Source organism: Kribbella sp. NPDC059898 (assembly GCF_042730855.1).
GTDB lineage: Bacteria > Actinomycetota > Actinomycetes > Propionibacteriales > Kribbellaceae > Kribbella.
Genome location: NZ_JBHWKR010000006.1, coordinates 165,996 through 189,234, shown reverse-complemented (window position 1 = coordinate 189,234; position 23,239 = coordinate 165,996). Strand labels below are relative to the sequence as shown.

General features: G+C 69.2%; 27 protein-coding genes. 7 read left to right on the top strand and 20 right to left on the bottom strand.

What is annotated here, in order from left to right; all coding sequences use genetic code 11:
* Positions 1-33: 33 nt before the first annotated feature.
* The 6 genes from ACFV9C_RS20795 to ACFV9C_RS20770 are packed head-to-tail and all read right to left on the bottom strand — an operon-like array spanning position 34 to position 3,813.
* Positions 34-390 (bottom strand): DoxX family protein, encoded by a 357-nt coding sequence (locus tag ACFV9C_RS20795; protein ID WP_380195807.1) that lies wholly within the window; start codon positions 388-390, stop codon positions 34-36.
* 10 nt (positions 391-400) lie between these two features.
* Positions 401-1,225 carry a GNAT family N-acetyltransferase gene (locus ACFV9C_RS20790; RefSeq protein ID WP_380195806.1) on the bottom strand — a complete coding sequence of 275 codons (825 nt, stop codon included), beginning with the start codon at positions 1,223-1,225 and terminating at the stop codon, positions 401-403.
* 49 nt (positions 1,226-1,274) lie between these two features.
* Positions 1,275-2,534, bottom strand: a complete 1,260-nt coding sequence (locus ACFV9C_RS20785; protein WP_380195805.1) for an MFS transporter — start codon at positions 2,532-2,534, stop codon at positions 1,275-1,277.
* Positions 2,535-2,552: 18 nt separating this feature from the next.
* On the bottom strand, positions 2,553-3,029 hold the full coding sequence (locus ACFV9C_RS20780; protein WP_380195804.1) for a GNAT family N-acetyltransferase: 477 nt from the start codon (positions 3,027-3,029) through the stop codon (positions 2,553-2,555).
* The gene (locus ACFV9C_RS20775) at positions 3,026-3,652 is read right to left on the bottom strand and encodes a VOC family protein (protein WP_380195803.1); all 627 of its coding nucleotides are present in this window, start codon (positions 3,650-3,652) and stop codon (positions 3,026-3,028) included. Before ACFV9C_RS20775 ends, ACFV9C_RS20780 begins: the two co-directional genes overlap by 4 nt.
* Complete coding sequence (locus tag ACFV9C_RS20770) at positions 3,649-3,813, bottom strand: CopG family transcriptional regulator (RefSeq protein WP_380195802.1); 165 nt, start codon at positions 3,811-3,813, stop codon at positions 3,649-3,651. The genes ACFV9C_RS20775 and ACFV9C_RS20770 overlap by 4 nt, the downstream gene beginning before the upstream one ends.
* A gap of 81 nt (positions 3,814-3,894) precedes the next feature.
* On the opposite strand from ACFV9C_RS20770, the gene ACFV9C_RS20765 reads away from it, so the two are divergent.
* On the top strand, positions 3,895-4,272 hold the full coding sequence (locus ACFV9C_RS20765; RefSeq protein ID WP_380195801.1) for a nuclear transport factor 2 family protein: 378 nt from the start codon (positions 3,895-3,897) through the stop codon (positions 4,270-4,272).
* A 182-nt stretch (positions 4,273-4,454) separates the two neighbouring features.
* Here the strand turns inward: ACFV9C_RS20765 and trxA are convergent, their stop codons facing one another.
* Together trxA and ACFV9C_RS20755 are read right to left on the bottom strand one after the other, a co-directional pair.
* A complete protein-coding gene (gene trxA / locus ACFV9C_RS20760; protein ID WP_380195800.1) occupies positions 4,455-4,790 on the bottom strand; it encodes a thioredoxin in 336 nt (111 codons plus the stop codon).
* On the bottom strand, positions 4,787-5,152 hold the full coding sequence (locus ACFV9C_RS20755; protein WP_380195799.1) for a MerR family transcriptional regulator: 366 nt from the start codon (positions 5,150-5,152) through the stop codon (positions 4,787-4,789). Before ACFV9C_RS20755 ends, trxA begins: the two co-directional genes overlap by 4 nt.
* A 63-nt stretch (positions 5,153-5,215) precedes the next feature.
* On the opposite strand from ACFV9C_RS20755, the gene ACFV9C_RS20750 reads away from it, so the two are divergent.
* Complete coding sequence (locus ACFV9C_RS20750; protein ID WP_380195798.1) at positions 5,216-5,719, top strand: NUDIX domain-containing protein; 504 nt, start codon at positions 5,216-5,218, stop codon at positions 5,717-5,719.
* Here ACFV9C_RS20750 and ACFV9C_RS20745 read toward each other — a convergent pair.
* The 6 genes from ACFV9C_RS20745 to ACFV9C_RS20720 form a co-directional block, all read right to left on the bottom strand.
* Complete coding sequence (locus tag ACFV9C_RS20745; protein WP_380195797.1) at positions 5,700-6,248, bottom strand: nucleosidase; 549 nt, start codon at positions 6,246-6,248, stop codon at positions 5,700-5,702. The two genes, ACFV9C_RS20750 and ACFV9C_RS20745, sit on opposite strands and share 20 nt — an antisense overlap.
* A 147-nt stretch (positions 6,249-6,395) precedes the next feature.
* The gene (locus tag ACFV9C_RS20740) at positions 6,396-6,590 is read right to left on the bottom strand and encodes a hypothetical protein (RefSeq protein WP_380195796.1); all 195 of its coding nucleotides are present in this window, start codon (positions 6,588-6,590) and stop codon (positions 6,396-6,398) included.
* An 18-nt stretch (positions 6,591-6,608) separates the two neighbouring features.
* Positions 6,609-7,760, bottom strand: coding sequence for a flavodoxin-dependent (E)-4-hydroxy-3-methylbut-2-enyl-diphosphate synthase (gene ispG / locus ACFV9C_RS20735; protein ID WP_380195795.1), 1,152 nt, complete (start codon positions 7,758-7,760; stop codon positions 6,609-6,611).
* 6 nt (positions 7,761-7,766) lie between these two features.
* Entirely contained in the window at positions 7,767-9,074 is a 1,308-nt protein-coding gene (locus ACFV9C_RS20730) for a M50 family metallopeptidase (RefSeq protein ID WP_380195794.1), read from the bottom strand.
* Entirely contained in the window at positions 9,071-10,282 is a 1,212-nt protein-coding gene (gene dxr, locus ACFV9C_RS20725; protein ID WP_380195793.1) for a 1-deoxy-D-xylulose-5-phosphate reductoisomerase, read from the bottom strand. Before dxr ends, ACFV9C_RS20730 begins: the two co-directional genes overlap by 4 nt.
* Before the next feature lie 17 nt (positions 10,283-10,299).
* Positions 10,300-11,133 (bottom strand): FHA domain-containing protein, encoded by an 834-nt coding sequence (locus ACFV9C_RS20720; protein WP_380195792.1) that lies wholly within the window; start codon positions 11,131-11,133, stop codon positions 10,300-10,302.
* A gap of 89 nt (positions 11,134-11,222) precedes the next feature.
* Between ACFV9C_RS20720 and ACFV9C_RS20715 the strand changes: the two genes are divergently transcribed.
* The 5 genes from ACFV9C_RS20715 (at position 11,223) to ACFV9C_RS20695 (ending at position 14,707) form a co-directional block, all read left to right on the top strand.
* Positions 11,223-11,915 carry a type 1 glutamine amidotransferase gene (locus tag ACFV9C_RS20715; RefSeq protein WP_380195791.1) on the top strand — a complete coding sequence of 231 codons (693 nt, stop codon included), beginning with the start codon at positions 11,223-11,225 and terminating at the stop codon, positions 11,913-11,915.
* Between the two features lie 21 nt (positions 11,916-11,936).
* Positions 11,937-12,512 (top strand): DUF1707 domain-containing protein, encoded by a 576-nt coding sequence (locus tag ACFV9C_RS20710; RefSeq protein WP_380195790.1) that lies wholly within the window; start codon positions 11,937-11,939, stop codon positions 12,510-12,512.
* Complete coding sequence (locus ACFV9C_RS20705; protein WP_380195789.1) at positions 12,509-12,985, top strand: NUDIX domain-containing protein; 477 nt, start codon at positions 12,509-12,511, stop codon at positions 12,983-12,985. The genes ACFV9C_RS20710 and ACFV9C_RS20705 overlap by 4 nt, the downstream gene beginning before the upstream one ends.
* 54 nt (positions 12,986-13,039) lie before the next feature.
* Positions 13,040-14,203, top strand: a complete 1,164-nt coding sequence (locus ACFV9C_RS20700) for an acyl-CoA dehydrogenase family protein (RefSeq protein WP_380195788.1) — start codon at positions 13,040-13,042, stop codon at positions 14,201-14,203.
* Positions 14,204-14,272: 69 nt separating this feature from the next.
* A complete protein-coding gene (locus ACFV9C_RS20695; protein ID WP_380195787.1) occupies positions 14,273-14,707 on the top strand; it encodes a group II truncated hemoglobin in 435 nt (144 codons plus the stop codon).
* Positions 14,708-14,710: 3 nt separating this feature from the next.
* On the opposite strand, the gene rny is transcribed toward ACFV9C_RS20695, so the two are convergent.
* The 6 genes from rny to recA all read right to left on the bottom strand — a co-directional run bounded on the left by rny (position 14,711) and on the right by recA (position 23,043).
* A complete protein-coding gene (rny, locus tag ACFV9C_RS20690) occupies positions 14,711-16,351 on the bottom strand; it encodes a ribonuclease Y (protein ID WP_380195786.1) in 1,641 nt (546 codons plus the stop codon).
* A 772-nt stretch (positions 16,352-17,123) separates the two neighbouring features.
* Positions 17,124-17,522, bottom strand: coding sequence for an antitoxin (locus ACFV9C_RS20685; protein WP_380195785.1), 399 nt, complete (start codon positions 17,520-17,522; stop codon positions 17,124-17,126).
* A gap of 383 nt (positions 17,523-17,905) precedes the next feature.
* Positions 17,906-18,298: an MmcQ/YjbR family DNA-binding protein gene (locus ACFV9C_RS20680; RefSeq protein WP_380195784.1), complete on the bottom strand. Its 393-nt coding sequence runs from the start codon at positions 18,296-18,298 to the stop codon at positions 17,906-17,908.
* A gap of 9 nt (positions 18,299-18,307) precedes the next feature.
* Positions 18,308-18,622: a GNAT family N-acetyltransferase gene (locus ACFV9C_RS20675; protein ID WP_380196248.1), complete on the bottom strand. Its 315-nt coding sequence runs from the start codon at positions 18,620-18,622 to the stop codon at positions 18,308-18,310.
* Between the two features lie 700 nt (positions 18,623-19,322).
* Entirely contained in the window at positions 19,323-19,844 is a 522-nt protein-coding gene (locus ACFV9C_RS20670; protein WP_380195783.1) for a regulatory protein RecX, read from the bottom strand.
* Positions 19,845-21,969: 2,125 nt separating this feature from the next.
* Positions 21,970-23,043, bottom strand: coding sequence for a recombinase RecA (gene recA / locus ACFV9C_RS20665; RefSeq protein ID WP_380195782.1), 1,074 nt, complete (start codon positions 23,041-23,043; stop codon positions 21,970-21,972).
* Between the last annotated feature and the right edge of the window lie 196 nt (positions 23,044-23,239).

The window sequence follows — 23,239 nt, the reverse complement described above, 5'->3', positions numbered from 1 at the left end:
CTGCGGTACTGATCGGACCAGGTTATCCACAGGTCACTCGCGGGCGGCCTTCAGCGCCCACCGGATCAGCGGCAGCTGCAGCGGCAGCCGGGCGAAAGCGATCGTTCGAGCTTTCGGCGAGGCCTGCCGCAGGTCGGCGGCCATCTGGACGTTGGCCGGGAAGACCGCCACCAGCAGCGCGGCACTCGCCAGGCCGGCGAGCCGCCGCGTCCGCGGGTGCAGCAACCCCGCCGCGCACGCCAGCTCCGCCACGCCGGACGCGTAGACGAGCTCCTTCTTCCGCGGCAGCACCTTCGGCACGATCGCCTCGAACGGCTCGGGTTTGACGAAATGCAGCGTCCCGAGCACGCCGAACAGAGCGGCCAGACCCGTCGTACTCCGCGATGCCATGCGTGGGAGCTTAGAACAGGATGGTCGCGAACGTTTCGATGGTGCGGAAGCCGACGCGTTCGTACGCCGCACGGGCCGGGAGGTTGAAGGCGTTCACGTACAGCGTCACCACCGGCGCAATCTGGCGGGCCAGCTCCACCACGGCGGCCATGCCGGGAGCGGCGAGGCCGCGGCCGCGGTACTCCGGGTCGACCCAGACACCCTGGATCTGGCAGACGCCGGTGCCGACCGAGCCGACCTCGGCCTTGAACACCACCCGCCCGTCCTCGATCCGCGCGAACGCCCGGCCGGCCCGGATCAGCTCCGCGACCCGGGACCGGTAGAACGTCCCGTCCGGCCCGGTCTGCGGCGGTACGCCGACCTCCTCGGTGTACATCGCCACGCACGCCGGGTACAGGATCGGCAGCTCGACCGGCTCGACCGCGCGGACCAGCGGATCCGGCGCGATCGCCGGCGCCCCCTCGATCACCATGAACGGCTGGTCGTCACGTACCTCGCGGGCCGGGCCCCAGTGCGGCTCCAGGATCGTCCACAGCTGGTCGACCGCGCGGGCCGGCCCGAGGATCTGGAAGCAGTTCCGCCCCCGGCGCAGCGCGTACGCCGCGAACGCCCGCAGCGCCGCGTCGTCGGCGCCGACCGGGACCATGTTTCCGCCCGCGTGACACAGCGCCTCGAGGACACCCTTCTCGACGTACCCCCACACCTCGGCGCCGCGCCGCGGATCGAGTCCGGACGCCTGCACGAGGCTGTCCACGAACACGTTCACCACCGGATCGCGGGCGATGACCGCGCGCGCCGCCGCGAGGTCGCGAGGACCGAGAACCCGTACGCCCACGCGCAGAACCTAGCGGATCATCAGCAGGTTCGTATGCAACGGGGCCGGGTCAGGCCGGCTCAGGCTCGTGGCCCGCGGCGATCCGGCGCAGCGGCGAGGTCCACGCGACCACGACGCCTGCACACCCGAACAGGCCCATCAGCACCATCCCGGTGCGCGGCCCGAACGCGTTCCCGAGCACGCCGCCGAGGACCGAGCCGAGCGTCCAGCCGACGCCCCAGGACAGCATCCGTCCAGCGGTGTTGACCCGGCCGAGCAGGTTCTCCGGCGTCACCTGCTGCCGGTACGAGACCGCGTTCACGATCACGAGCACGTACGCCGATCCCCAGACCAGCAGGGCGAGCGCGGCCACGACCCAGTGCGGCGACAGCGGCGCGAGTACGCCGAGAAGCGCCGAGCCAGGGAGTGCGTAGAGCGTGATCGCGGCGGGCGACGTCCGTTTGAGCAGGCGCGGAAGGCTCAGCGCGGCGATCAGCCCGCCGATCCCCCACACGCCCCAGACCAGCCCGAACCGGAGTCCCGACGTACCGATGTGCAGAACGCGGTCGCACCACACCACGATCAGCGCCATGAAGCCGCCGCCCGCGAACGACTGGATGCTGCCGACGATCGTCATCGTCCGGACACCGGCGTGCCGGATCAGGTACCGGAGCCCGTCGCGGATGTCGTTCAGCACCACCCGCGGGCGCAACGGCGGGCGGCCGTCGCGCGGCTCGGACATCGCCCGGACGATCCCGCGGACCGCGAACGCGGACGCCGCGAAGCTGATCGCGTCCAGCGTCAGCAGGCTGGCCGGGTCGAGTACGGCGAGCAGCAGGCCGGTGAGTGGCGGGACGAACAGCTCGATCAGGCTGGACGCCGTCCAGACCGCCGAGTTCGCCTGCGCGACCCGCGCGCGGCCGACCAGCACCGGCAGGGCGCCGAAGTTCGCACCGTCGAAGAACGTATAGACAGCCTGCACGGTGAACGCGACCACCAGCACCTGAACGACGGTCAGTACGCCGAGCAGATGCGCGACCGGGACCGATGCGACCAGGACGGCGTTCACGCAGTCCGCCGTCACCATCACGCGCCGCCGGTTCCAGCGGTCCGCGAGCGCACCCGCGAACAGGCCGGCCAGCAGGTACGGCGCCGACTCGAGCGCGCTCACCACGGCCGTCAGCACGGTCGACCCGCTCAACCGGTAGACCAGCACCGGCAGGGCGATCGCCGTCACCATCGAGCCGGTGACCGAGAGCGCCCGCGCCAGCCAGTACCGCCGGAAGTCCGGATCGTCGCGCAGCCGTTGAGGCGCCCCCGTCGCTGTCATGAGGGGCATCCTGCAACCTCAGGTGCGGTGGAGGTCAAGACTCATCCACATCAGGTCGTCGCCGAGGTCGCGGTCCGGCACCCGGCGCGGCGGTTCGAAGCCCTGCGCACGGTAGAAGCCGATCGCCTTCGCGTTCGTCACGAGCACGTCGAGCAGGAGTTCCGGCGTACCGTCCGGGAGGGCGGCGACCGCCGCGTCGAGGAGCGCCTTGCCGATCCCCTTCCCTTGGTGGCCAGGCACGACGTACAGCTTCCACATCACCCAGAAGTCGTCCTGCCGGCCGAGGCCGGTCATGCCGACGAGGTCGTCGCCGTCCGTGGCGACCAGCGTGATGCCGTTCGTGATGCCGCGCTCGACGGCCTCGCGGGACCACCACTGGGCGAGTCCGTCGGTGATGAACTCGTCCGGGACCAGGCCGGCGTACGCGACCGGCCAGGTCTGCAGTCCGATCGCGCGGACCGCGTCGACGTCGACGAGCCCGGCCCGGCGGATCATCCGTGCACCACGACGAGCTGCCCGTCCGGGTCCGTGAGCTCCAGACCGTCGCCGGTGCGGGTGCCGTGCACGCGGTTCTGCAGGTCGTCATCGGTGGTGGTCAGATCGAGCCGTACGGCGAACTCGGCGCCCGGCCCGAACCGGACCGTCGCGTCCACGCCCATCGCGCCCAGGAACGTGCGCCAGGCGGGCTCGTCGGCTCCGCTGAGGTACGGCGTGACCTCGACGCGCTCGTCGGGACGCGCGGCGTGCAGCTTGTAGCCGTACAGGTCCTCGGCGCGCTCGTCGACCCAGATCACGGCGCCGTCCGGGCCGGTCACCGACAGCACCCGGCCGTACGCCTCGTCGAAGACCGTCGCATCACCGAACCCGGCCTGTTCCAGCCGCTCGACCAGTTCGTCGAGCTTCTCCGCCTCGAACGTCAACGAGGTCTGCCCCGCCTGCCCACCGGTCGAACTCGACGCCGCGTCGTGCAACGCCACCATGCCGCGCCCCGCCAGCATGTCGACCCACCCACCACGCTCCGACTCGATCCGCGCCCGCAACCCGAGCCGTTCCAGGAACGCGCGCATCGCCGCCACGTCGTCCGTGAACCGCAACGGCCTGATCATCACGCCACTCATCCCCGGGCCTCCCCATGGTTGTCCAGATACTCCGCCAGCGCCTGCTCCACCAACGCCGACAAACTCGCCCCGTCGTCAATCGCCTTGTGCTTCACCCGCCGCACCAGCCCCGGCGGCAGATACACGTTGAACTGCACCTTCTTGCCTGCCTCATCCGCCATGGCTACATTGCTAGCATCCTAGACGGCTAACAGTCAACGCCTAGGGCCGTGGTTGTCCTCGGCGGCGGTCAGAGTGGGGGTATGTCAGTGGACGAGGAGCTCTCGGGGCTCGAGGAGTTGTTGTGGAAGGCGAACCGGGAAGGGGACGGGGCGTTCTACCAGCGGTATCTGCGGGACGACGCGATCGCGGTGAGCCGGTTCGGCATCATCGACAAGGCGACCGCCGTACCGGGGATCACCGCGAACCACAACCCGTACCTGAAGACGGTGCGCACCGGGGAGCGCGTGATCGTGGTGGACGAGCACACGGCGGTCGTCACGTACCACGTCGACGTCACGGTGCTTGTCGACGGCAACGAGGTGCAGGCGCCGTCGTACGCGAGCACCGTCTGGACGAACGCCTCCGGTGAGTGGCTGGTCGCGTTCCACCAGCAGACGGCGTTGGTGTCCTGCGTATGAAACTCGTTGCATAAGTGGGTTGCCAACCCTCAACGTGGTGCCGGGGGTGGCGACGTGAATTTCGACAGGACGTGTCCGTCGTCGGCCGGGTCCGTGCAGGCTCAGCGACGGTCCGCGGCAGATGTTGCGAGTGACTATGTCCTGTCGATCTTCACACCGTCCCGGACCCCTGGCTCAGGACACTAGACGGCGGTCAGTAGCGCGTCGTCGAGTTCCTTCAGGAGCTTGTGCTTCGGGCGGGCGCCGACGACCGACCAGATCAGCTCGCCGCGGTGGAAGAGGGCGAGGGTGGGGAGCGCCATCACCCGGTAGTTCGCGGCGATCTGCGGGTTCTCGTCGGAGTTGAGTTTCACCACGGTCAGCTTGTCCGCGCGCTCGTCGGCGATCTGCGCGAGCACGGGCGCGATCTGGTGGCACGGCGGGCACCACTGCGCCCAGAAGTCCACCAGCACAGGCTTTTCGGAGCGCAGTACCTCGTCCCTGAAGGTCTTCTGGTCGACACTGCGAAGTTTGCTCATGGTTTCTTTCTCCAGCTCTCGGCATCGGACAGGAGGTCGGTCAGCCGCGCCCGCAGGTCGGTGAGCTCGGCGATCCGCCGATCCACTTCCTCGATCCGGGTCCGGTACGCCGTCAGCGACGCCGGGCAGACGTCCGCGCGCGCATTGCCGGCCCGCAGGCACTCGATGAACGGATACGTCTGCTCAGCCGTCAGCCCGAGGCTCAGCAACGCCTTCACCTCACGCACCACGACCACGTCGTCCGCCTCGTACGTCCGGTACCCGTTGGCCTCCCGGCGCGGCTTGAGCAGCCCCTGCGACTCGTAGTACCGCACCGCCTTGACCGTCACCCCGGCCTCGGCCGCCAGATCACTGATCCGCATCCCGCCTCCTTCACCCCACGCTAAACCTTGCCCCCAAGGTCAAGGTCAAGCCAGCATAATCCGATGCACCTCGCGACCTTCCGCCCACCGAACCTCCGCGCCGGCCGGACGATCGAACGCACCGCTGTCCGCGGCGTCCTGCGCCGGGGCGACGAACTCCTGCTGCTCGCCTCCCGGCACGGCGACTACAAGTTCCCCGGCGGCGGCGTCGAGCCCGGCGAGTCGTTCGAGCAGGCGCTGCGCCGGGAGTTCCAGGAGGAGTGCGGGTACGACGGCATCCTGGTCGGCCCCGAGCTCGCCACCACCCGCGAGGAGCTCCCCGCCCGCGACGCGGAGTACGACGTCTTCGCGATGACGTCGTACTACCTCACCTGCTCCGGCGGCGAGCCCGGCCGGCCGCAGAACCTGGAGGCCTACGAGGCCGACCTCGAACTCACGCCCGTCTGGGTCACGGTGGCCGACGCGCTGGCCACCAACCGGCGGGTGCTCGCGGGTGGGGTCGGGGTGATGCGGTGGCTGGTGCGGGAGATCGCGGTGCTGGAGTGGCTCAGCGGGCGTGCCGGCTGACCCACTCCCCCAGCACCTTCGCGCTGGCGTCGACGAGAGCGGGCCAGTCGAGCGCGGCCTCGTCGGCGGAGTCCGAGACGTGCTTCACGACCCGGACAGGTACGCCGTACGCGCGGCACGCGTACACCACGCCGTACGCCTCCATGTCGACCAGCTGCGCCCGCTCCGCCAACCGCGCCCGTACGACGGGATCGGCCACGAACACGTCCCCCGACGCGAGGACCGTACCGTCGCCACCCTCGATCGCCAGCTCGTCCTGCGGGTCGAGCCCGATCGCCCGTACGGCGTCCGCGTTCACGTCGTGATTGATCACCCTGCTCGGCAGGAACAACCCCGACAGCCCGTCCCGCAACGCCCCAGTGGTCCCGACGTTCAGAACCACCAGATCCGTCACATCATGCCCCGCCAACGCCCGACTCACAGCCACCGCCGCCGCAGTCTTCCCAACCCCGGTGACCACCACCGGAATCCCCTCCGGCACATACCGAGCCTCACCAGCAATCGCACTGACCACCAGATACTCACTCACGCCAGAAGGCTAGTGCCGCTGCCCACTCTTCTGCATTTCAACAGGACGTAGGCGTCCACTGCCAGCCGACCTGGGAACACCTAGGCGTATCCCCACCGACTGTGGCCGTATACGTCCTGTCTAGCTGCACCCTGACCGGCTCTATCGTCAGTCCGCGCTCTCCCGAGCGCGCTCCGCCAGCCGACTCAGGTCCCGTCCGCCGCCGTACCTCCACGCGTCGGCCGAGCCGGTGAAATCCATCGGTACCTCGTTGAACGTGGCTATCAGCGCCCGCGCGACATCCTCGGGCGTGGGCGCAGGCTCGTCAGCGTCATCAGGTCCGCGGAGCATCTCGTCCATCACTCGCCAAGCGTTCCGCAGTCAGCTCACGCTGACGGTGGGTTCGCCGGGTTCGCCGGTGGCTTCCATTGTTTCGGCGATGCGCATTGCCTCTTCGATCAGGGTTTCGACGATGGCGGACTCGGGGACCGTTTTGATGACCTCGCCCTTGACGAAGATCTGGCCCTTGCCGTTGCCGGAGGCGACGCCGAGGTCGGCCTCGCGGGCCTCGCCGGGGCCGTTCACGACGCAGCCCATGACGGCGACCCGGAGCGGGACCTCCATGCCCTCCAGGCCGGCGGTCACCTGCTCGGCGAGCGTGTAGACGTCCACCTGTGCGCGGCCGCAGGACGGGCAGGAGACGATCTCGAGCTTGCGCTCGCGCAGGTTCAGCGACTGCAGGATCTGCAGGCCGACCTTGACCTCCTCGACCGGCGGCGCGGACAGCGACACCCGGATCGTGTCGCCGATGCCCTTCGAGAGCAGCGCCCCGAACGCGACCGACGACTTGATCGTGCCCTGGAACGCCGGCCCGGCCTCGGTCACGCCCAGGTGCAGCGGCCAGTCGCCACGCTCGGCGAGCTGCTCGTACGCCTGCACCATCACGACCGGGTCGTTGTGCTTGACCGAGATCTTGAAGTCGTGGAAGTCGTGCTCCTCGAACAGCGACGCCTCCCACACGGCCGACTCGACCAGCGCCTCCGGTGTCGCCTTGCCGTACTTCTCCAGCAGCCGCTTGTCCAGCGAACCGGCGTTCACCCCGATCCGCAGCGACGTACCGTGGTCCTTCGCCGCCTGGGCGATCTCCTTGACCTGGTCGTCGAACCTGCGGATGTTGCCCGGGTTCACCCGGACGGCGGCGCAGCCGGCCTCGATCGCCGCGAACACGTACGACGGCTGGAAGTGGATGTCGGCGATCACCGGGATCTGCGAGTGCTGCGCGATCTCGGCCAGCGCGTCGGCGTCCTCCTGCCGCGGGCAGGCGACCCGGACGATGTCGCAGCCGGCCGCGGTCAGCTCCGCGATCTGCTGCAGCGTCTTGTTGACGTCGTTCGTCGGGGTGGTCGTCATCGACTGCACCGACACCGGTGCGTCACCGCCGACCAGCACGCTGCCGACCTTGATCTGACGGGTCTTGCGGCGCGGGGCCAGGGTCGGCGGAGGCAGCGCGGGCATGCCCAGGTTGATGCTCATGTGTCCTTATCCGTTGAACAGCTTGATGGGATTCACGATGTCGGCGATGACGAGCAGGACGCCCATCACCACGATCACGCTCGCGGCGACGTACGCGATCGGCAGCAGCTTGGCGACGTCGACGTACCCGGGGTCCGGCCGACCGAACAGCTTGGCCAGGCCGCGCCGGATACCTTCCCAGATCGCGCCGACCATGTGCCCGCCGTCGAGCGGCAGCAGCGGGATGAAGTTGAACAGGGCAAGGAACAAGTTCAGCGAGGCGAGCAGCAGGACCAGCGTGGCGGCCTTGTCGCCGACGCCGAGGTCACTGGCCGCGATCTCGCCGGCGACCCGGCTCGCACCGACGACGCTCATCGGGCTGTCCTGGTCGCGCTTGCCGCCGACGATCGACTTCGCGACGCCGACGAGCTTCTCCGGGAACCGGCCGAGGGCCTGCACGGTGCTGACCGTGTAGGTGCCCATCTTGTCCAGCGCGTAGCCGACGCTCTGCCGCTCGAGCTTGTTCACCGGCGAGACGCCGAGGAACCCGACCGACACGTACTTGTCCGACCCCGGCGTGTCCAGCACCTGGTTGACGATCGTGCTGGTCTTCAGGGTGAGCTGCTGACCGTTGCGCTCGACAACGATCGTGGCGGCCTTGTCGGTGTTCGCCCGGATCAGCGGGGTGAGCTGGTCCCAGCTGGTGATCTGGGTGCCGTTGAAGGACAGGATCTTGTCGCCGACGTGGAACCCGGCGAGCTTCGCGGGCGACTCCTTGTCGCCGTCCTGACACTTCCGGTTCGGCGTGGCCTGCTTGGCCGGGATCACGCAGTCGGTCACGGTGGAGATCGTGGTCTGCGGCACCCGGTCGCCGTACAGCGTGTAGAGGCCGGTGAACAGCACGGTCGCGATCAGTACGTTCACCAACGGCCCGGACGCCATCACGATCAGCTTCTTCCACCACACCTTCTGATAGAACAGCCGGCCGTCGTCCTCGGGCGCGATCGTCTCGTACTCCGCGGTCCGCGCGTTCTCCACCATCGACTGGATCGCGCCGGTGTTGGCCTTGCGGACCTTGGTCGGGTCCTGGCCCTTCGCGGGCGGCATCATGCCGATGATCCGGACGAAGCCGCCGGCCGGGATCGCCTTGATGCCATACTCCGTCTCGCCGCGCCGCACCGACCACAGGGTGCGCCCGAACCCGGCGAAGAACTGCGTGACCTTCATCCCGAAGGCCTTCGCCGGGAGCATGTGGCCGAGCTCGTGCAGCGCCACGGAGATCAGCACCCCGAGCACGAACACCACAATGCCGAGGATGGTGAGAAGCACGCTCATGCCTGGTGGGTCTCCTGTACTCCGGTGATCTCACGGGCCCGCGTTCGGGCCCACGCGTCCGCCGCCAGCACGTCGTCGACGGACAGTTCCTCATACGAGGGTACGTCGTGACCGGTCACCACCCGGGCCACCGTGTCGACGATCCCGGTGAACGGCAGGAGACCGTCCCGGAACGCCTGCACGCAGACCTCGTTGGCGGCGTTGAACACGGCCGGCGCCGTACCGCCCCGGGTCCCGGCCTCGCGGGCCAGCCCGACCGACGGGAACTCGGCGTCGTCGACCGGCTGGAACGTCCAGGTGCTCGCCTCGGCGAAGCTCCACGGCCGGGTCGCGTCCGGTATCCGGTCGGGCCAGCCGAGTGCGAGCGCGATCGGCACCGTCATGGTCGGGATCCCGACCTGCGCGATGGTGGCGCCGTCGGTGAACTCGACCATCGAGTGGATCGCCTGCTGCCGGTGCACGACCACGTCGATCCGGTCCATCGGGATGCCGAACAGCAGGTGCGCCTCGATCAGCTCCAGGCCCTTGTTGACCAGCGTCGCGGAGTTGATCGTGACGACCGGGCCCATCGCGAAGTTCGGGTGCTCGAGGGCCTGCTCGACCGTGACGTTCGCCAGCTCGCTTCGCGGCTTCCCCAGGAACGGCCCGCCGCTCGCGGTCAGTAGCAGCTTGCGTACTTCGTCCGGCGAACCGCCGCGCAGGCATTGGGCGATCGCGCTGTGCTCGGAGTCCACCGCGACGATCTGCCCGGGCTTGGCACGGCGGGTGACGATCGGCCCGCCGATCACCAGCGACTCCTTGTTGGCGAGCGCGAGCGTGTTCCCCGCGTCGAGCGCCGCCAGCGTCGCGTGCAGGCCGACCGATCCGTTGATGCCGTTGAGTACGACGTCACACGGCAGCGCCGCGAGCTCGCTCGACGCGTCCGGCCCGGTGAGGATCTTCGGGATCCGGAACTCGCCCTGCGCGTACCCCTTGCGCTGCGCCTCCGCGTAGAACGCCAGCTGCAGGTCCTGCGCGACCGTGGCCTTCGCGACAGCCACGACCTCGACGCCGAACTCGAGCGCCTGCTCCGCCAGCAATCCGACGTTGTCGCCGCCGGCGGACAGCGCCAGCACGTGGAAGCGGTCCCGGTTGCGTCCGATCAGCTCCAGCGCCGTAGTACCGATCGAGCCGGTCGAGCCGAGGATGACGACGCTGCGCGGGTTCACAACGCCATTGTTCCAGGTCAGGACACCAGCAGGCGGAACGGGAGGCCCCCGAGCCGGATCTCGTCGCCGTGACCCACCATTGCGGTCTGGATCGGTACGCCGTTCACCTGTGTCCCGTTGGTCGACCCGAGGTCCCGCAGCTCGTAACTGACGGCGTCGATGCGCAGCAGCTCCGCGTGGTGCCGACTGATCTCCTGGCGATCCAGGATGAGGTCACAGTCGGGTGCGCGGCCGATACGCACCAGGTCCAGCAGCGGTACGACGTCACCGGTCTGCGTGACCAGTGCGGGCTGCGGGCCGGTCTCCAGCGCCGCGGCGATCTCGGCGACGCCCGCGGTCCGGATAGACAGCGAGACGATCACGTCGTCGCCCTTGTCCACATGGAGGTTGTGCTGAGCGCCGTACCCCTGCAAGAGGTCGCCGTACTCATCAACAACCACAGCGGACACGTGGTAATACCCCGGCGGCAGCTGTGCGTACGCCGCTGCACCGAGCGACGTGGTCAGTATTACCGCGTCGTACTCGCGGTGGCTGACGTCAGTGATCGTGATGAGCACCGGGTTGTTGGCCGTGAGGTGTGCTTCGGCACCCGTGTCGCCTGGCGTGAACTCGACGGTGACCATCGGCGCCGGGCGGATCTCGTCCAGTCCTACGAGCCGGCCGATCACCGGCACGGTGCCGGTTGGGACGGACAGCGGCACGTACTGGCCGTGCGAGCGCACCAGGATGTCCAGTTGCGGGCGCGACCACCCGTTGCGGCGCGCAAGCAGGTACGCGCTCACCATGCCCTTGCCGAAGACGAAGGCCACGTCTCCGACAACGGCGCGCACGAATCCACTGACAGGCTCCATCGGCACCCCCAGTGCATCAGTATCCAGGAACAGCAACTCCGGTACGCCGGTCTCTGCGTGTCAACTGGTGCCGCCGTACCGTTGCCCGGGTGACGACCGTGCTGATCATCGAGAACGACGCTGAGAGTGGACCTGGGCTACTGCTCGACTGGATGGATGCCCGTGGAATCACCCCGGTCGTCGTCCGGGCGTGGGACGGCGAGCCGGTACCCGCGAGCATCGACGGGCATGCGGCGCTGGTTCTGCTAGGCGGCGGGATGCTGCCGGACGAGGACGAGCGGTCGCCCTGGCTGCCGGCTGAACGTTCGTTGCTCCGTGACGCACACGGCCGGGTGCCCGTGCTCGGTATCTGCCTCGGCGGGCAGATGCTGGCGCACGAGTTCGGTGGAGAGGTGCGTGGTAAGTACGGGCTGCCGGAGAAGGGCGTGACGGCACTGACGGTGCTCCCTGCCGCTGCTGACGACGTACTGCTGGCTGGGCTTCCTACTTCGGTGTGGGCCGTGGAGAGTCACCAGGACCAGATCACGCGGCTGCCGGAGGAAGCGGTGCTGCTGATGTCCAGTGACCGCTGCCCGCATCAGATGCTGCGGATCGGTCAGAGCTGGGGCGTGCAGTTCCATCCGGAGGTCACGGCAGCACGGGTACGCCGGTGGAGCCCGGAGCGGCTGCGTGCGCTCGGATTCGACCCCTTGCAGGTTGTGGCCGACGCAGACCGGTACGCGTCGGAACTCGACGAGACGTGGTCGACCGTGGTGGGTCGTTTCCTGTCCCTCGTCGGCTGATGCGGCGCTACCTTTGGGTGCATGAGTCTGGAGCAGCCGCCGCCCGGTCACCGGGCATCCGACAACGACCGTGAGCGTGCCGCCGCCGTGGTCCAGGAAGCGCACACCGACGGGCGGCTCGACTTCGAGGAGCTCGACGAGCGGCTGACCCAGATCTACACCGCCAAGACCCAACTCGAACTGCGCAACGCGACCGCCGACCTGGTCCCGGTCGCCCACGGCAGCGCCCAGGAACTCACCCTCCGAGCCCGCCACAGCGCCCAGAAGCGCGAAGGCGCGTGGGTCGTCCCCGAACGCCTGACCGCGATCGCCGAGCACTCCTCGGTCAAGCTCGACTTCACCGACGCCGTCGTCCACTGGTCCGACATCCACGTCGACGCCCAGGCCATCCACAGCTCCGTGGTGATGGTCATACCGGAGGGCTGGAGCGTAGACATCGACCAGGTGGAGGCCAACCACAGCAGCGCCAAGAACCGCGCCGTGGCCTCCCGCCCCGGCGGCGTCCGCCTCCACGTCACCGGCAAAGCCCACCACGCCAGCGTCGTCGTCCGCCACGCCCGCAAACGCCACTGGTGGTGGCCCTGGTACCGCAAGTGAGCTACGAGGAGTCGTACGCCGGAAACCTGCGCACTCATGTCGGTACGCAACGCCTCATCACGCCGGGCCCCCGTGCTGTGATTCGTGACGACACAGGCGCCGTGCTGCTCGTACGGCGCTCCGACGACGACACCTGGGTGATGCCGGCCGGCGGGCTCGAGCTGGGCGAGTCGATCTGGGACGCACTGGTCCGCGAGGTCCGCGAGGAGACCGGCCTGGTGGTTGAGGCAGCGACCCCGATCGCTCTGTACACAGGTCCGCAGTACTGGTTCACCAATGCTTACGGCGGTGAGCATCAGATGTTCGCGGTGGTGTTCCGGGTGGATCGCTGGAGGGGCTCGCTGCTCGTTGAGACCGACGAGACGCGCGACGCCCGGTTCTTCGCTCGCGACGAGCTGCCCGCGCTTCGGCCGGTGTACCAGGAGACGCTCGCCGATCTGGACGCCTTCGACGGGACCGTGATCCTGAAGTAGGCGTGTGGCCTTCCACACCACCGCGACGCCGGTTCCACCCGCTAGCGTGAGCATATGGGTGCTTCCTTGGATCTGGTGGACGTCGACTCGTTGCTGACGGCGGAAGAGGTCGACGTACGGGCGGCGGCGCGGCGGTTCGCGGATGAGCGGTTGCGGCCGAACCTGCCGGAGTGGTTCGAGTCCGCCTCGATCCCGGCGCGGGAGCTGGCGAAGGAGCTCGGCGCGCTCGGCTTCCTCGGGATGCACCTGACCGGCTACGGCTGCGCCGGCCTCGGCCCGGTCGCGTACGGGCTGGCCTGCCTGGAGATCGAGGCCGCCGACTCCGGCATGCGCTCGCTCGTCTCCGTGCAGGGCTCGCTCGCGATGTATGCCATCTGGAAGTACGGCAGCGACGACCAGAAGAACGAGTGGCTCCCCAGGATGTCCGCCGGCGAGGCGATCGGCTGCTTCGGCCTCACCGAACCCGACTTCGGCTCGAACCCGGGCGGCATGCGCACCAACGCCCGCCGCGACGGTTCGGACTGGGTCCTCAACGGCTCGAAGATGTGGATCACCAACGGTTCGGTCGCCGACGTCGGGGTCGTCTGGGCGCGGACCGACGACGGCGTCCGTGGCTTCGTCGTACCGACGTCGACGCCCGGCTTCTCCGCCCCCGAGATCAAGCAGAAGATGTCGCTGCGCGCGTCCGTCACCTCCGAGCTGGTGCTCGACGACGTACGGCTCCCGGCGTCCGCGATGTTGCCCGAGGCCCGCGGTCTGTCCGGGCCGCTCGGCTGCCTGAACGAGGCCAGGTTCGGCATCATCTTCGGCGCGATGGGCGCCGCCCGGGACTGCCTGGAAACCGCGATCGCGTACGCCGGCGAGCGGATCGTGTTCGACAAGCCGCTCACGGCGTACCAGCTGACCCAGGCGAAACTCGCCGACATGGCCGTCGAACTGAACAAGGGCATCCTGCTCGCCGTCCACCTCGGCCGGCTGAAGGAGAAGGGCACGCTGCGCCCCGAGCAGGTGTCGGTCGGCAAGCTGAACAACGTCCGCGAGGCGATCGCGATCGCCCGCGAGTGCCGGACGATCCTGGCCGCGAACGGCATCAGCGGCGAGTACCCGATCATGCGGCACGCCAACAACCTCGAGTCGGTCCTCACCTACGAGGGCACGTCCGAGGTCCACCAACTCGTCATCGGCCAGGCCCTGACCGGCGAGTCCGCGTTCCGCTGAGCCGCTAGTCGCACTCGTCCGTGTAGCTACGACCTAGACGACCTTCAGCGTCGGTGTAATCGTGTAAGCATGACGTCGATCTACGATCACTTGGGCGGGCACGACGCGCTGCACCGCGCCGTCGACATCTTCTACTCGTCGGTGCTGGCCGATCCGCTGCTGCAGCCGCTGTTCGGCGCGGGCCGGCCGGATCATGTCGAGCACCTGACCGCGTTCATGGCCGAGGTGTTCGGCGGACCGTCGCAGTACACCGACGAGTTCGGCGGCTTCGACCACATCGTCGCGACGCACCGCGGGCTCGGCATCGCGGAACCGCAGCGGCAACGGTTCGTCGTGCTGATGATCGCCGCCGCGGACGAGGCCGGGCTGCCCACCGACGACCGCTTCCGCGCCGCCTGGAACTCGCATGCGGAATTCGGCTCGCAGGTCGCGACGCAGAACTCGAACGCGACGACCGACGACGAACTGCACCCGCTCCGCGAGATGCCGCAGTGGACCTGGTGAGTCCTACTTCGCGACCTCAGTAGCCCGCGACTCCCGAACGACGGTCACGCGGATCTGCCCCGGATACGTGAGCTCCTCCTCGACCTGCTTCGCGATGTCGCGGGCCATCACCTGCGCCGCGATGTCGTCGACCGCGTCCGGCAGCACCATCACCCGGATCTCGCGACCGGCCTGCATCGCGAACACCTTCTCGACGCCCTCGTGGTGCATCGCGATCTCCTCCAGCCGTTCGAGCCGCTGCACGTACGCCTCCAGCGACTCCCGCCGCGCACCGGGCCGCCCGCCACTCACCGCGTCCGCCGCCTGCGTCAGCACCGCCTCGACGGTCCGTACCTCGACCTCGTTGTGGTGCGCCTCGATGCAGTGCACGACGTCGTCGTTCTCGCCGTACTTCTTCGCCAGCTCCGCGCCGACGATCGCGTGACTGCCCTCGGACTCGTGCGTGAGGGCCTTCCCGATGTCGTGCAGGAACGCGCCACGCTTGCACAGCTTCGGATCCAGCCCGAGCTCGGCCGCCATCATCCCGGCGATGTGCGCCGACTCGACGAGGTGCTTGAGAACGTTCTGGCCGTACGACGTCCGGTACCGCAGCAGGCCCATCGTGCGCACCAGCTCCGGGTGCAGGTCGGTGATGCCGACCTCGGCCATCGCGTCCTCCGCGGCCCGTTCGCACAGCTCGGCGACCTCGCCCTTGCTGCGTTCGTAGATCTCCTCGATCCGGCTCGGGTGGATCCGGCCGTCCAGCACCAGCGAGTCCAGCGTCAGCCGCGCGGTCTCCCGCCGTACCGGGTCGAAGCACGACAGCAGCACCGCTTCAGGGGTGTCGTCGATGATCAGGTTCACGCCGGTGGTCTGCTCGAACGAGCGGATGTTGCGGCCCTCGCGGCCGATGATCCGGCCCTTCATGTCGTCGCTCGGCAGATGCACGACCGACACCACCGACTCGCTCGTCTGCTCCGACGCCAGCCGCTGCACGGCGCCGGTGATGATCTTGCGCGCCTTCGTCTCGCCCTCGTCCAGCGCCTGCCGTTCGATCTCGCGGACGGTCGCGTGGGCGTGCCGCTTCGCCTCGTCCTCGATCGACGCCACCAGCTCGGCCTTCGCCTGCTCGGCGGTCAGGTTCGCGACCCCTTCGAGGATCCGCCGGCGCTCGTCCTCCAGGTCCTTGATCTCCTGGCCGCGCCGTGACAGCTCGGCGAGCTGCGCGGTCAGCTCGGTCTGCCGTTCCTCGATCCCGCGGTGCTGCTCGTCGAGCCGCTCCTCGCGTTCGGTCAGCCGGTGGTCGCGGCGCTCCATCTCCAGGCGCTGCTCGCGCAGGTCGTCCCGGATCGACTGCGCCTCCGCCTCGGCTTCCCGCCGTACGTCGGACGCCCGCTGCTCCGCGTCCCGCCGTACCTCCGACGCCCGGTCCTCCGCCGTACGCCGGACCTCCTCGGCGCGACGCTCCGCGGTCTCGGCGCGGGACCGCAGTACGACGGCATCTTCCTCGGCCTGCCGGCGCACCTGCTCGGCCGCGGCCTCGACCTCATGATGGGCGGTGGCGGTGTCGACGGCTTTCCGGCGGGAGAGAGTGAGGCCGATCCAGGCCAGCAGTCCGGCGATCAGCAGTCCGATCAGGGCCAGGCCAACGTACATCGCGGTCATCGGCGTCTCCCTTCTCCGTCGAGTCCCAGCGCGGGACTGTGGCCATCGGTCGAAGGGAATCCGCAGGTACGGCGGCATCGCGGGTACGGCGAACCGGCCGGTGCCGGCGCCGGTGATTCGGATCGGCTACAGGTACTCACGGCCCGCGGACCCCCGCCCGCCGACTCGTCCCGCACACCCGCAGCGCGTCGGGAACTCCACTCGCCGACCCGGCCGGGCGTCACGAGCGGTACTGCCTATCCGACGGCACTCTTCGGCACCGTCGCCCTTCCTTCAGCTCCGGAGAGCGTGATTGCGTTCTCGTCCGGCCGGCCGTTTCACCGGCCCACCGTTTCATGTCCGCCACCGAACCGGTGGATGCATCCCTTCCTGATGCCGAGGCTAAGCGCGCCCTACCACCCGGTCAAGACGGACACTCACGCCTCGACCCTCGGATCTCCCCACAGGACCACCTCGTGATCTGGTCCACTCCGCCTCCACCGGCACGACCCGTGCAGCCGGTGCGGCCCGTGACAGGTGAATTCACGGGCCGCACCCGGTCTCGCGTACCTACTACGCCTCGACACCGGCTTCTCGGCCGGGTTCTGGCGCTCCGGGACTGGACCGGTCGACGCCTGGCGGGGGTGCGGCCGAGTTGGCCGATCGCACGCCGCCCGGCGCACCGGCTTCCGAGCCTGGCCGACCAGTCGCCATGGCCGGCTGTTCTCTCCCCATGACTGACGCTGGAGGGCGTGAGCCTGGGGCTGCTGGTGGCGACCGGAGCCTCGGCGGTCTATGCCGTCTGCGGACCTGTCGCTGACTCGGCAGCGCCCGCAGTTTCGGCGGTGCCTCCGCCCTCAGCGGACTGCGCGTCACTCGCGGCTTCGGTGGGCTGGGTGGCGCCTGCCGCGTCGGCTGCCTCGGCGGTGCGCCCGGACTCGGCTTCCGGCTGCGCGGCCTGCTCGGAAGCTGCGGCCTGCTCAGATGCGGCGGCCGGTGCGTCTTCGGAGTTCTGCTTGTCGACGAAGCTGCCGACCTTCTGCTGGACCGCGTCGACCTTGTCCGCGTATTTCCCGCCGGTCTGCTTGTCGATCAGGTCGCCGGCCTTCTCGACCCCGGCCTTGATCTTGTCCGGGTTCTGCTTGACGACATTCCGGAGCCAGTTCTTCGCCTGTTCCTGGAAATCGTTCATTGCACCCTCCGCGGTGTCTGGGGCGGATCGACGGAAAATCACAGCCTACGGACCAGCCCAAATACCGGCCCTACCTCGGATAACACACCGTCACGCCCCACCCGTCAACGCCCCTCGCCGCACCCCAGTCCCCCAACCCCATAACCCTCCGTAACCTCACCCCTCACCAGACACCCCACCGCGTACGTGAGCGCGCACCGCATACGCCACCCGATCGCCCCGCCACACGGGCTACCCAGGTTCCCGCTCACGAACCATCTGAACGCACGCACTGCCTCCTCAAGCGTCTCCACCGACGCACTGCGCGACCACGAGGCGACCGTGGAGGTCCGGCCACGGCACCATGCGCCTGACCTGAGCCCGGAGCGCCTCAACCCGAACGGCTAATTCCGCCCAAGGTGAGCTTTCGCAACGTCCGCCGGCGCATGCACCAACCACGCGTCGAGCAACGCCTCCTCCAGCACCCGCTCCGACACCTTGTCGAGCTGAACCAGCACCGCCGCATACCCGTCGAAATGCGGAATCGTGAAGAATCCGTCCCCCGCCCGCGCCGCAAGCACAGCTTCCTTCTCCGCCAGATCCTCGACCGTCAACGCCAAAATCGGCCCCTCCGGCGGCGCCTCATCCCCGAACCGCTTCAAATCCGCCTTACTGAACGGCCGAACCCACGCATACGCCTTCCCGCCAACCTTCCACGTCTGCGTCCCATGCCGCTCCACCTCAACCGTCTCCGGCAACCCCGCAACCACCCGCTCCACATCCCCAAATCCCACCATCCCCCCAAGCTACCCCCGCCCCTCGCCCGTCCGCCCCCACAACCACGGCCCGACACACCGAGCGAACCCGGCCCGTACGTAGAAATCCGCGGCCTCCTCTCCAACCGCTGAAACGAACACCACCTCAGCCCCAGCGCCCGCCAGCCACCCCCGGCACTCGTCCAGCAAAGCAGTCCCAACCCCGGCTCCACGCCGCCCCGGCGCCACAACGAGTTCCTCGATGGTCCCGTACGGCTCATGCCCATAATCCACAAACGTCCCGACAACCACCCCCGCCAACTCATCGCCACCAACAGCCACAAACGTCCGCGCCGCCTGCCGCACGACAGGCACCGTCACCCTGTCAGCCCCCACCCCGTGCAACTCACGCAACAACCGCCGAATCCCCGCCCGATCAGCAGCCTCCCCATCACGCACAACAAACCCATCCGCACTTCGACCGCTCACCCCGGCCTCCGTCCTGCATGCGCCCAACCGAACGTTCGCCTCGTACCCGCAAAACGAACCCCGCCACCACGCCGAGCAACACTCACCCTCGTTGGCACTCCCCCGCGAGACCGCGCTGGGTGGTGCTCGATCTGGTGGGCGACCAACCAAGCTGATCCACAGCCAAACCCCAGCTCACGAGCCGCAGCCTGCTGGAGGAACCGACTAAGGGTCCGTAACGCATCAAGCGGGTGCGACGTCCCGCCGCTTAACGTCCAGCATCAGCCGACAGACCTGGTGCTGACGATGACGCAGCGGCGGGCGCTCGCCGGTGTCCCGGCACACGGCCGCCGCGACCGTCCGGCACAACAACCTGAGCGACCAGCAGCGCACGCCCTTGCCGGCGGTCGCGAACAGCGCGGCGAAGATCCGCCCGCGCCTGTCCCAGCTAGCGAGCGGGCGGACACCCCCGACAACTGCCGGGGGTTGTGGGCGGCCGCGCTGCAGACGATCGAGAGCGCTCAAGCAGCACCCGGGTCGAGCGCTGGGCTGCCCAGCCATCGTTGGCAGGACACCGGCATGGATCAGACGCGCGCGACTACTCGACTTCCAGCCCCGAGGAGTCGAGCAACGGGAACTCCTCGTGGCTCGCGTCGAGTTCCTGCTTCACGATCGTCATCGCCAAGCCGCCCGGATATCCCTTGCGGGCAAGCAGTCCGAGCAAGCGCCGCATCGCCACCTGCCGTTCGAGCGAACGCATCGACCGCAGCTTCCGCCGTACCAGCTCCCGCGCCGTCTGCTCTTCCTGCTCGGGGTCGAGCTCCTCGAGCGCGTCCCGCGCCAACTGATCGTCCACCCCACGCCGGCGAAGCTCCTGCGCCAGCGCACGCTTCCCCAGCCCCCGCCCACGATGCCGCGACTCTACCCACGCGTTCGCGAACGCCGCGTCGTCGATCAACCCGACATCGCTGAACCGATCCAGCACCTCGTCGGCCACCTCGTCCGGAATCTCCCGATCCGCCAGCACATCCGCCAACTCGGCTCGCGTCCGCGGCTGCCCCGTCAACTTGTCCAGCAGGATCGTCCGGGCCACCGAATACGGATCAGCATCCTGATCCATCCCCGGATCCGCAGCCCCCGGCTCTTCATCCCCTCGCCGCCTCCGGGACCGCCCAAACCCCCCACCCATCGTCCGCCGCCGCCGAGCCCCCACCCCACTCCCCGCCGAACCACCCGAAGCCGCGTCACGTCGCGGTGTGCTCTGATCAACACGCTCCGGGCGCGCGGCCGCCGCGGGACCGTCCAAAGTCTCGTCCCCCTCGCCCCGGGAGGCTCCGCCAGACGCCGAGGACGTCTCCGCCCGAGTACGGCCCACCTCACCGCGGCCCGAGATGGCCGAACCCCCACCCGCCCCGACCGCATCACTCAAGTCCCCCCACGGGTCAACCGCCGAGTCAGCTGTCGTGGCAGCTGTCGCCGATCGCTTCAGCGCGCCACGGCCCCGCACAGCGTCGGGCGACTCGACTCGACCGTCGGCCGATGGCTCGACAATCTCCGCAGATTCGTCCGGATCCGCCCACGGATCGAACTGCGTGGTGCCGGTGAGGTCGGCCTCGCGGGTCGTCGGCGACAACCCGCCTTCGAGCGACGCTCCTGAGCGACGTGCCCCGTCGTCAACCGCCGCGGCCGCGATCTCAGAATCCCGCCTGGCCCCGGACCACCGCGCTGCCCCGGACTCGCGCGTGGCCCCAAACTGGTGCGTCGTCCCCAACTCCGGCTCGCGCCCAGTCTCGAACTCACGCGCCGCCGCAGGCGCGAGGCCGCGCGTGACCCCGGACCCAAGCGCATCCCCAGCCTCAGGCTCACGCCCGGCCCCGGACCCACGCGCCGCCCCGGGCTCAAGCTCGCGCGTGGTCTCGGACTCTCGCGCCGCCCCAAGCTCGCGCCCGGCACCGGCCCCAAGCGCAACCCCGCGCTCACGCTCGTGCCGAGTCTCGGACTCATGCGCCGCCCCGGCCCCAAGCAGAGCCCCAGACGCAGGCTCGCGCCTGGACTCGGACTCGAGCGCCGCCCCCGGCTCAAGCTCGGGCGTGGTCCCAGACTCACGCGCCACCCCAGGCTCGGACTCGCGCCTGGACTCGGGCTCATGCGCCGCCCCGGACCCAAGCGGAGCCCCAGACGCAGGCTCGCGCCTGGACTCGGACTCGTGCGCCGTGCCGGGCTCGGGCATGGTCTTGGGCTGGCGCGTCGGCCCTGGTTCGGACGTGGGCGCGGACTCGTGCGTGGTGTTGGACGCGGACGTCGGCTCGTGGGTGGCCGACGGCTGCGCGGTCCTGGGCTCGTGTGTCGTCCCCGGCGTGGAGGTGGGCGCGGGCTCGCGTCCGATCTCGGGCGCGGACTTCGGCTCGCGCGTGGTCCTGAGCTCGGGCTCGGGGGAACTGATGCCGCGAGGGGCGTCATGGGAACGGTCGGTGGTGTCGTGGGGACGGTCGGTGGTGTGTGGGGCGGGCTTGTCGTCGGTGGGTGGGGATGATGCGTCGCGGGTGGGTGGGGACGGCGCGTCGGCGGCCGGCTCGAAGGGTTTGTCGTCGGCGAAGGCGCGGGCTTCGGCGAGGCGGTTGGCGGCCTGCGTCTTGAAGGTTCGGTTTACTTGGTCGTCGTCGCCCCACGGATTGACCAGCTTCGCGGCTGGAGGCGGTGTCCTGCGGCGGCTCGCCGGCCGGGTGGTCGGTGGCTCCCCGTCGAACGGCTCGGCGTTGGACTGAGGAGATTCGTCCCGTCGACGCGGCTTACGTCCGGTCCGGGCCGGGGTAGCGTCGTCCGTCGAGGGCTCGTCCCATGGATCCACCGTGCCGGCGGTCCGGCGGATAGAGCCTGGGCGTCGACGCGTCGTACTCCAGTCGCTGGCTTCCCCGAAGCCGTCGTTGTCCACCAGGGTCTCGTCCGCGGCAGGACTGCGTCCGCGCGAGCGGCTCCTTCGCCCACGGCGGGGCGATTCTTCGGGTGCGCCGTCGCCGGGTTGCGTCGTACTGCGTTGTTCGGCGACCCGCCGGGACGCTGCGCGACGGTACGACGTGTTCTCGGCGGGCTCACCCGCGGAGGAGGTTGCGGCGCCGGACGCGCCCTGCGCCAGGAGTTTGCGGGCCAAGGCCAGGCGTTCGTCGTGGGGCAGGGACAGTGCCGCGGGGGCGGCGTCCTCGGCAACTGTGGGCTGCCGAGGGACGCTGCCGCCCGCGGAGGGTCGATCAGAAGTCGACATCGACCTCGGCCGCGGCGGCCGGCTGGTCCAGGGTCGGACCGATGCCCATCTTTTCCATGATCTTCTTCTCCAGCTCGTTCGCCAGGTCGGGGTTGTCGCGCAGGAAGTTCCGCGCGTTCTCCCGGCCCTGACCGAGTTGGTCGCTCTCGTACGTGAACCAGGCGCCGGCCTTGCGGACGAAGCCCTGCTCCACGCCGAGGTCGAGCAGGCTGCCCTCGCGGCTGATGCCCTGGCCGTAGATGATGTCGAACTCGGCCTGCTTGAACGGCGGGGCGACCTTGTTCTTCACGACCTTGACGCGGGTCCGGTTACCGACCACGTCGGTGCCGTCCTTGAGCGACTCGATCCTGCGCACGTCCAGCCGCACCGACGCGTAGAACTTCAGCGCCTTACCACCGGTCGTCGTCTCCGGGGAGCCGAACATCACGCCGATCTTCTCGCGCAGCTGGTTGATGAAGATCGCGGTCGTGTTCGTTCCACTGACCGCACCGGTCATCTTCCGCAGCGCCTGGCTCATCAGCCGGGCCTGCAGACCGACGTGGCTGTCGCCCATCTCGCCCTCGATCTCGGCGCGCGGCACGAGTGCGGCCACCGAGTCGATCACGACGATGTCGATCGCGCCGGAGCGGACCAGCATGTCGGCGATCTCCAGCGCCTGCTCACCCGAGTCCGGCTGCGAGACCAGCAACGCGTCGGTGTCGACGCCCAGCTTCCGCGCGTACTCCGGGTCGAGCGCGTGCTCGGCGTCGATGAACGCCGCGATCCCGCCGGCCCGCTGCGCGTTCGCGACCGCATGCAGGGCGACCGTCGTCTTACCGGAGGACTCCGGGCCGTAGATCTCCACCACGCGGCCGCGTGGCAGACCACCGATCCCGAGCGCGATGTCGAGCGCGATCGACCCGGTCGGGATGACCTCGATCGGCGGCCTGTTCTGCTCCCCCAAACGCATCACCGAACCCTTGCCACACTGCCGCTCGATCTGCGTGAGCGCGGTCGCAAGCGCCTTCTCGCGATCGGCCGCCGCGCGCTCCGCACTCGTCGCGCTCGCTGCACTCGCCATGTGACTGCCACCTGACCCATCTGATAATCCAGGGCTGCCGCCCGAAGGAACTTTCGTTGTCGCAAGAGAAGGTATTCGTTGCCTCGGACAGTTTTCGTCGCCACTTCGGATCTGTGGACAACTCGGCCGCCCCAGCACCTTCCGGAGACCAAAGTATCCCGAACACGTGTTCGAATCACAACTGACACGCCGAAGC

Bases quoted from the DNA above. Each gene is read 5' to 3' on its own strand.
- ACFV9C_RS20755 (WP_380195799.1), bottom strand. From the start codon at position 5,152: ATGCGGATCAGTGATCTGGCGGCCGAGGCCGGGGTGACGGTCAAGGCG.
- ACFV9C_RS20780 (WP_380195804.1), bottom strand. From the start codon at position 3,029: ATGATCCGCCGGGCCGGGCTCGTCGACGTCGACGCGGTCCGCGCGATC.
- ACFV9C_RS20730 (WP_380195794.1), bottom strand. From the start codon at position 9,074: ATGAGCGTGCTTCTCACCATCCTCGGCATTGTGGTGTTCGTGCTCGGG.
- ACFV9C_RS20710 (WP_380195790.1), top strand. From the start codon at position 11,937: ATGAGTCTGGAGCAGCCGCCGCCCGGTCACCGGGCATCCGACAACGAC.
- ACFV9C_RS20670 (WP_380195783.1), bottom strand. From the start codon at position 19,844: ATGGATCAGGATGCTGATCCGTATTCGGTGGCCCGGACGATCCTGCTG.
- recA (WP_380195782.1), bottom strand. From the start codon at position 23,043: ATGGCGAGTGCAGCGAGCGCGACGAGTGCGGAGCGCGCGGCGGCCGAT.
- ACFV9C_RS20795 (WP_380195807.1), bottom strand. From the start codon at position 390: ATGGCATCGCGGAGTACGACGGGTCTGGCCGCTCTGTTCGGCGTGCTC.
- ACFV9C_RS20695 (WP_380195787.1), top strand. From the start codon at position 14,273: ATGACGTCGATCTACGATCACTTGGGCGGGCACGACGCGCTGCACCGC.
- ACFV9C_RS20765 (WP_380195801.1), top strand. From the start codon at position 3,895: ATGTCAGTGGACGAGGAGCTCTCGGGGCTCGAGGAGTTGTTGTGGAAG.
- ACFV9C_RS20680 (WP_380195784.1), bottom strand. From the start codon at position 18,298: ATGGTGGGATTTGGGGATGTGGAGCGGGTGGTTGCGGGGTTGCCGGAG.
- ACFV9C_RS20775 (WP_380195803.1), bottom strand. From the start codon at position 3,652: ATGAGTGGCGTGATGATCAGGCCGTTGCGGTTCACGGACGACGTGGCG.
- ACFV9C_RS20700 (WP_380195788.1), top strand. From the start codon at position 13,040: ATGGGTGCTTCCTTGGATCTGGTGGACGTCGACTCGTTGCTGACGGCG.
- rny (WP_380195786.1), bottom strand. From the start codon at position 16,351: ATGACCGCGATGTACGTTGGCCTGGCCCTGATCGGACTGCTGATCGCC.
- ACFV9C_RS20770 (WP_380195802.1), bottom strand. From the start codon at position 3,813: ATGGCGGATGAGGCAGGCAAGAAGGTGCAGTTCAACGTGTATCTGCCG.
- ispG (WP_380195795.1), bottom strand. From the start codon at position 7,760: ATGAGCATCAACCTGGGCATGCCCGCGCTGCCTCCGCCGACCCTGGCC.
- ACFV9C_RS20720 (WP_380195792.1), bottom strand. From the start codon at position 11,133: ATGGAGCCTGTCAGTGGATTCGTGCGCGCCGTTGTCGGAGACGTGGCC.
- trxA (WP_380195800.1), bottom strand. From the start codon at position 4,790: ATGAGCAAACTTCGCAGTGTCGACCAGAAGACCTTCAGGGACGAGGTA.
- ACFV9C_RS20750 (WP_380195798.1), top strand. From the start codon at position 5,216: ATGCACCTCGCGACCTTCCGCCCACCGAACCTCCGCGCCGGCCGGACG.
- ACFV9C_RS20785 (WP_380195805.1), bottom strand. From the start codon at position 2,534: ATGACAGCGACGGGGGCGCCTCAACGGCTGCGCGACGATCCGGACTTC.
- ACFV9C_RS20685 (WP_380195785.1), bottom strand. From the start codon at position 17,522: ATGAACGATTTCCAGGAACAGGCGAAGAACTGGCTCCGGAATGTCGTC.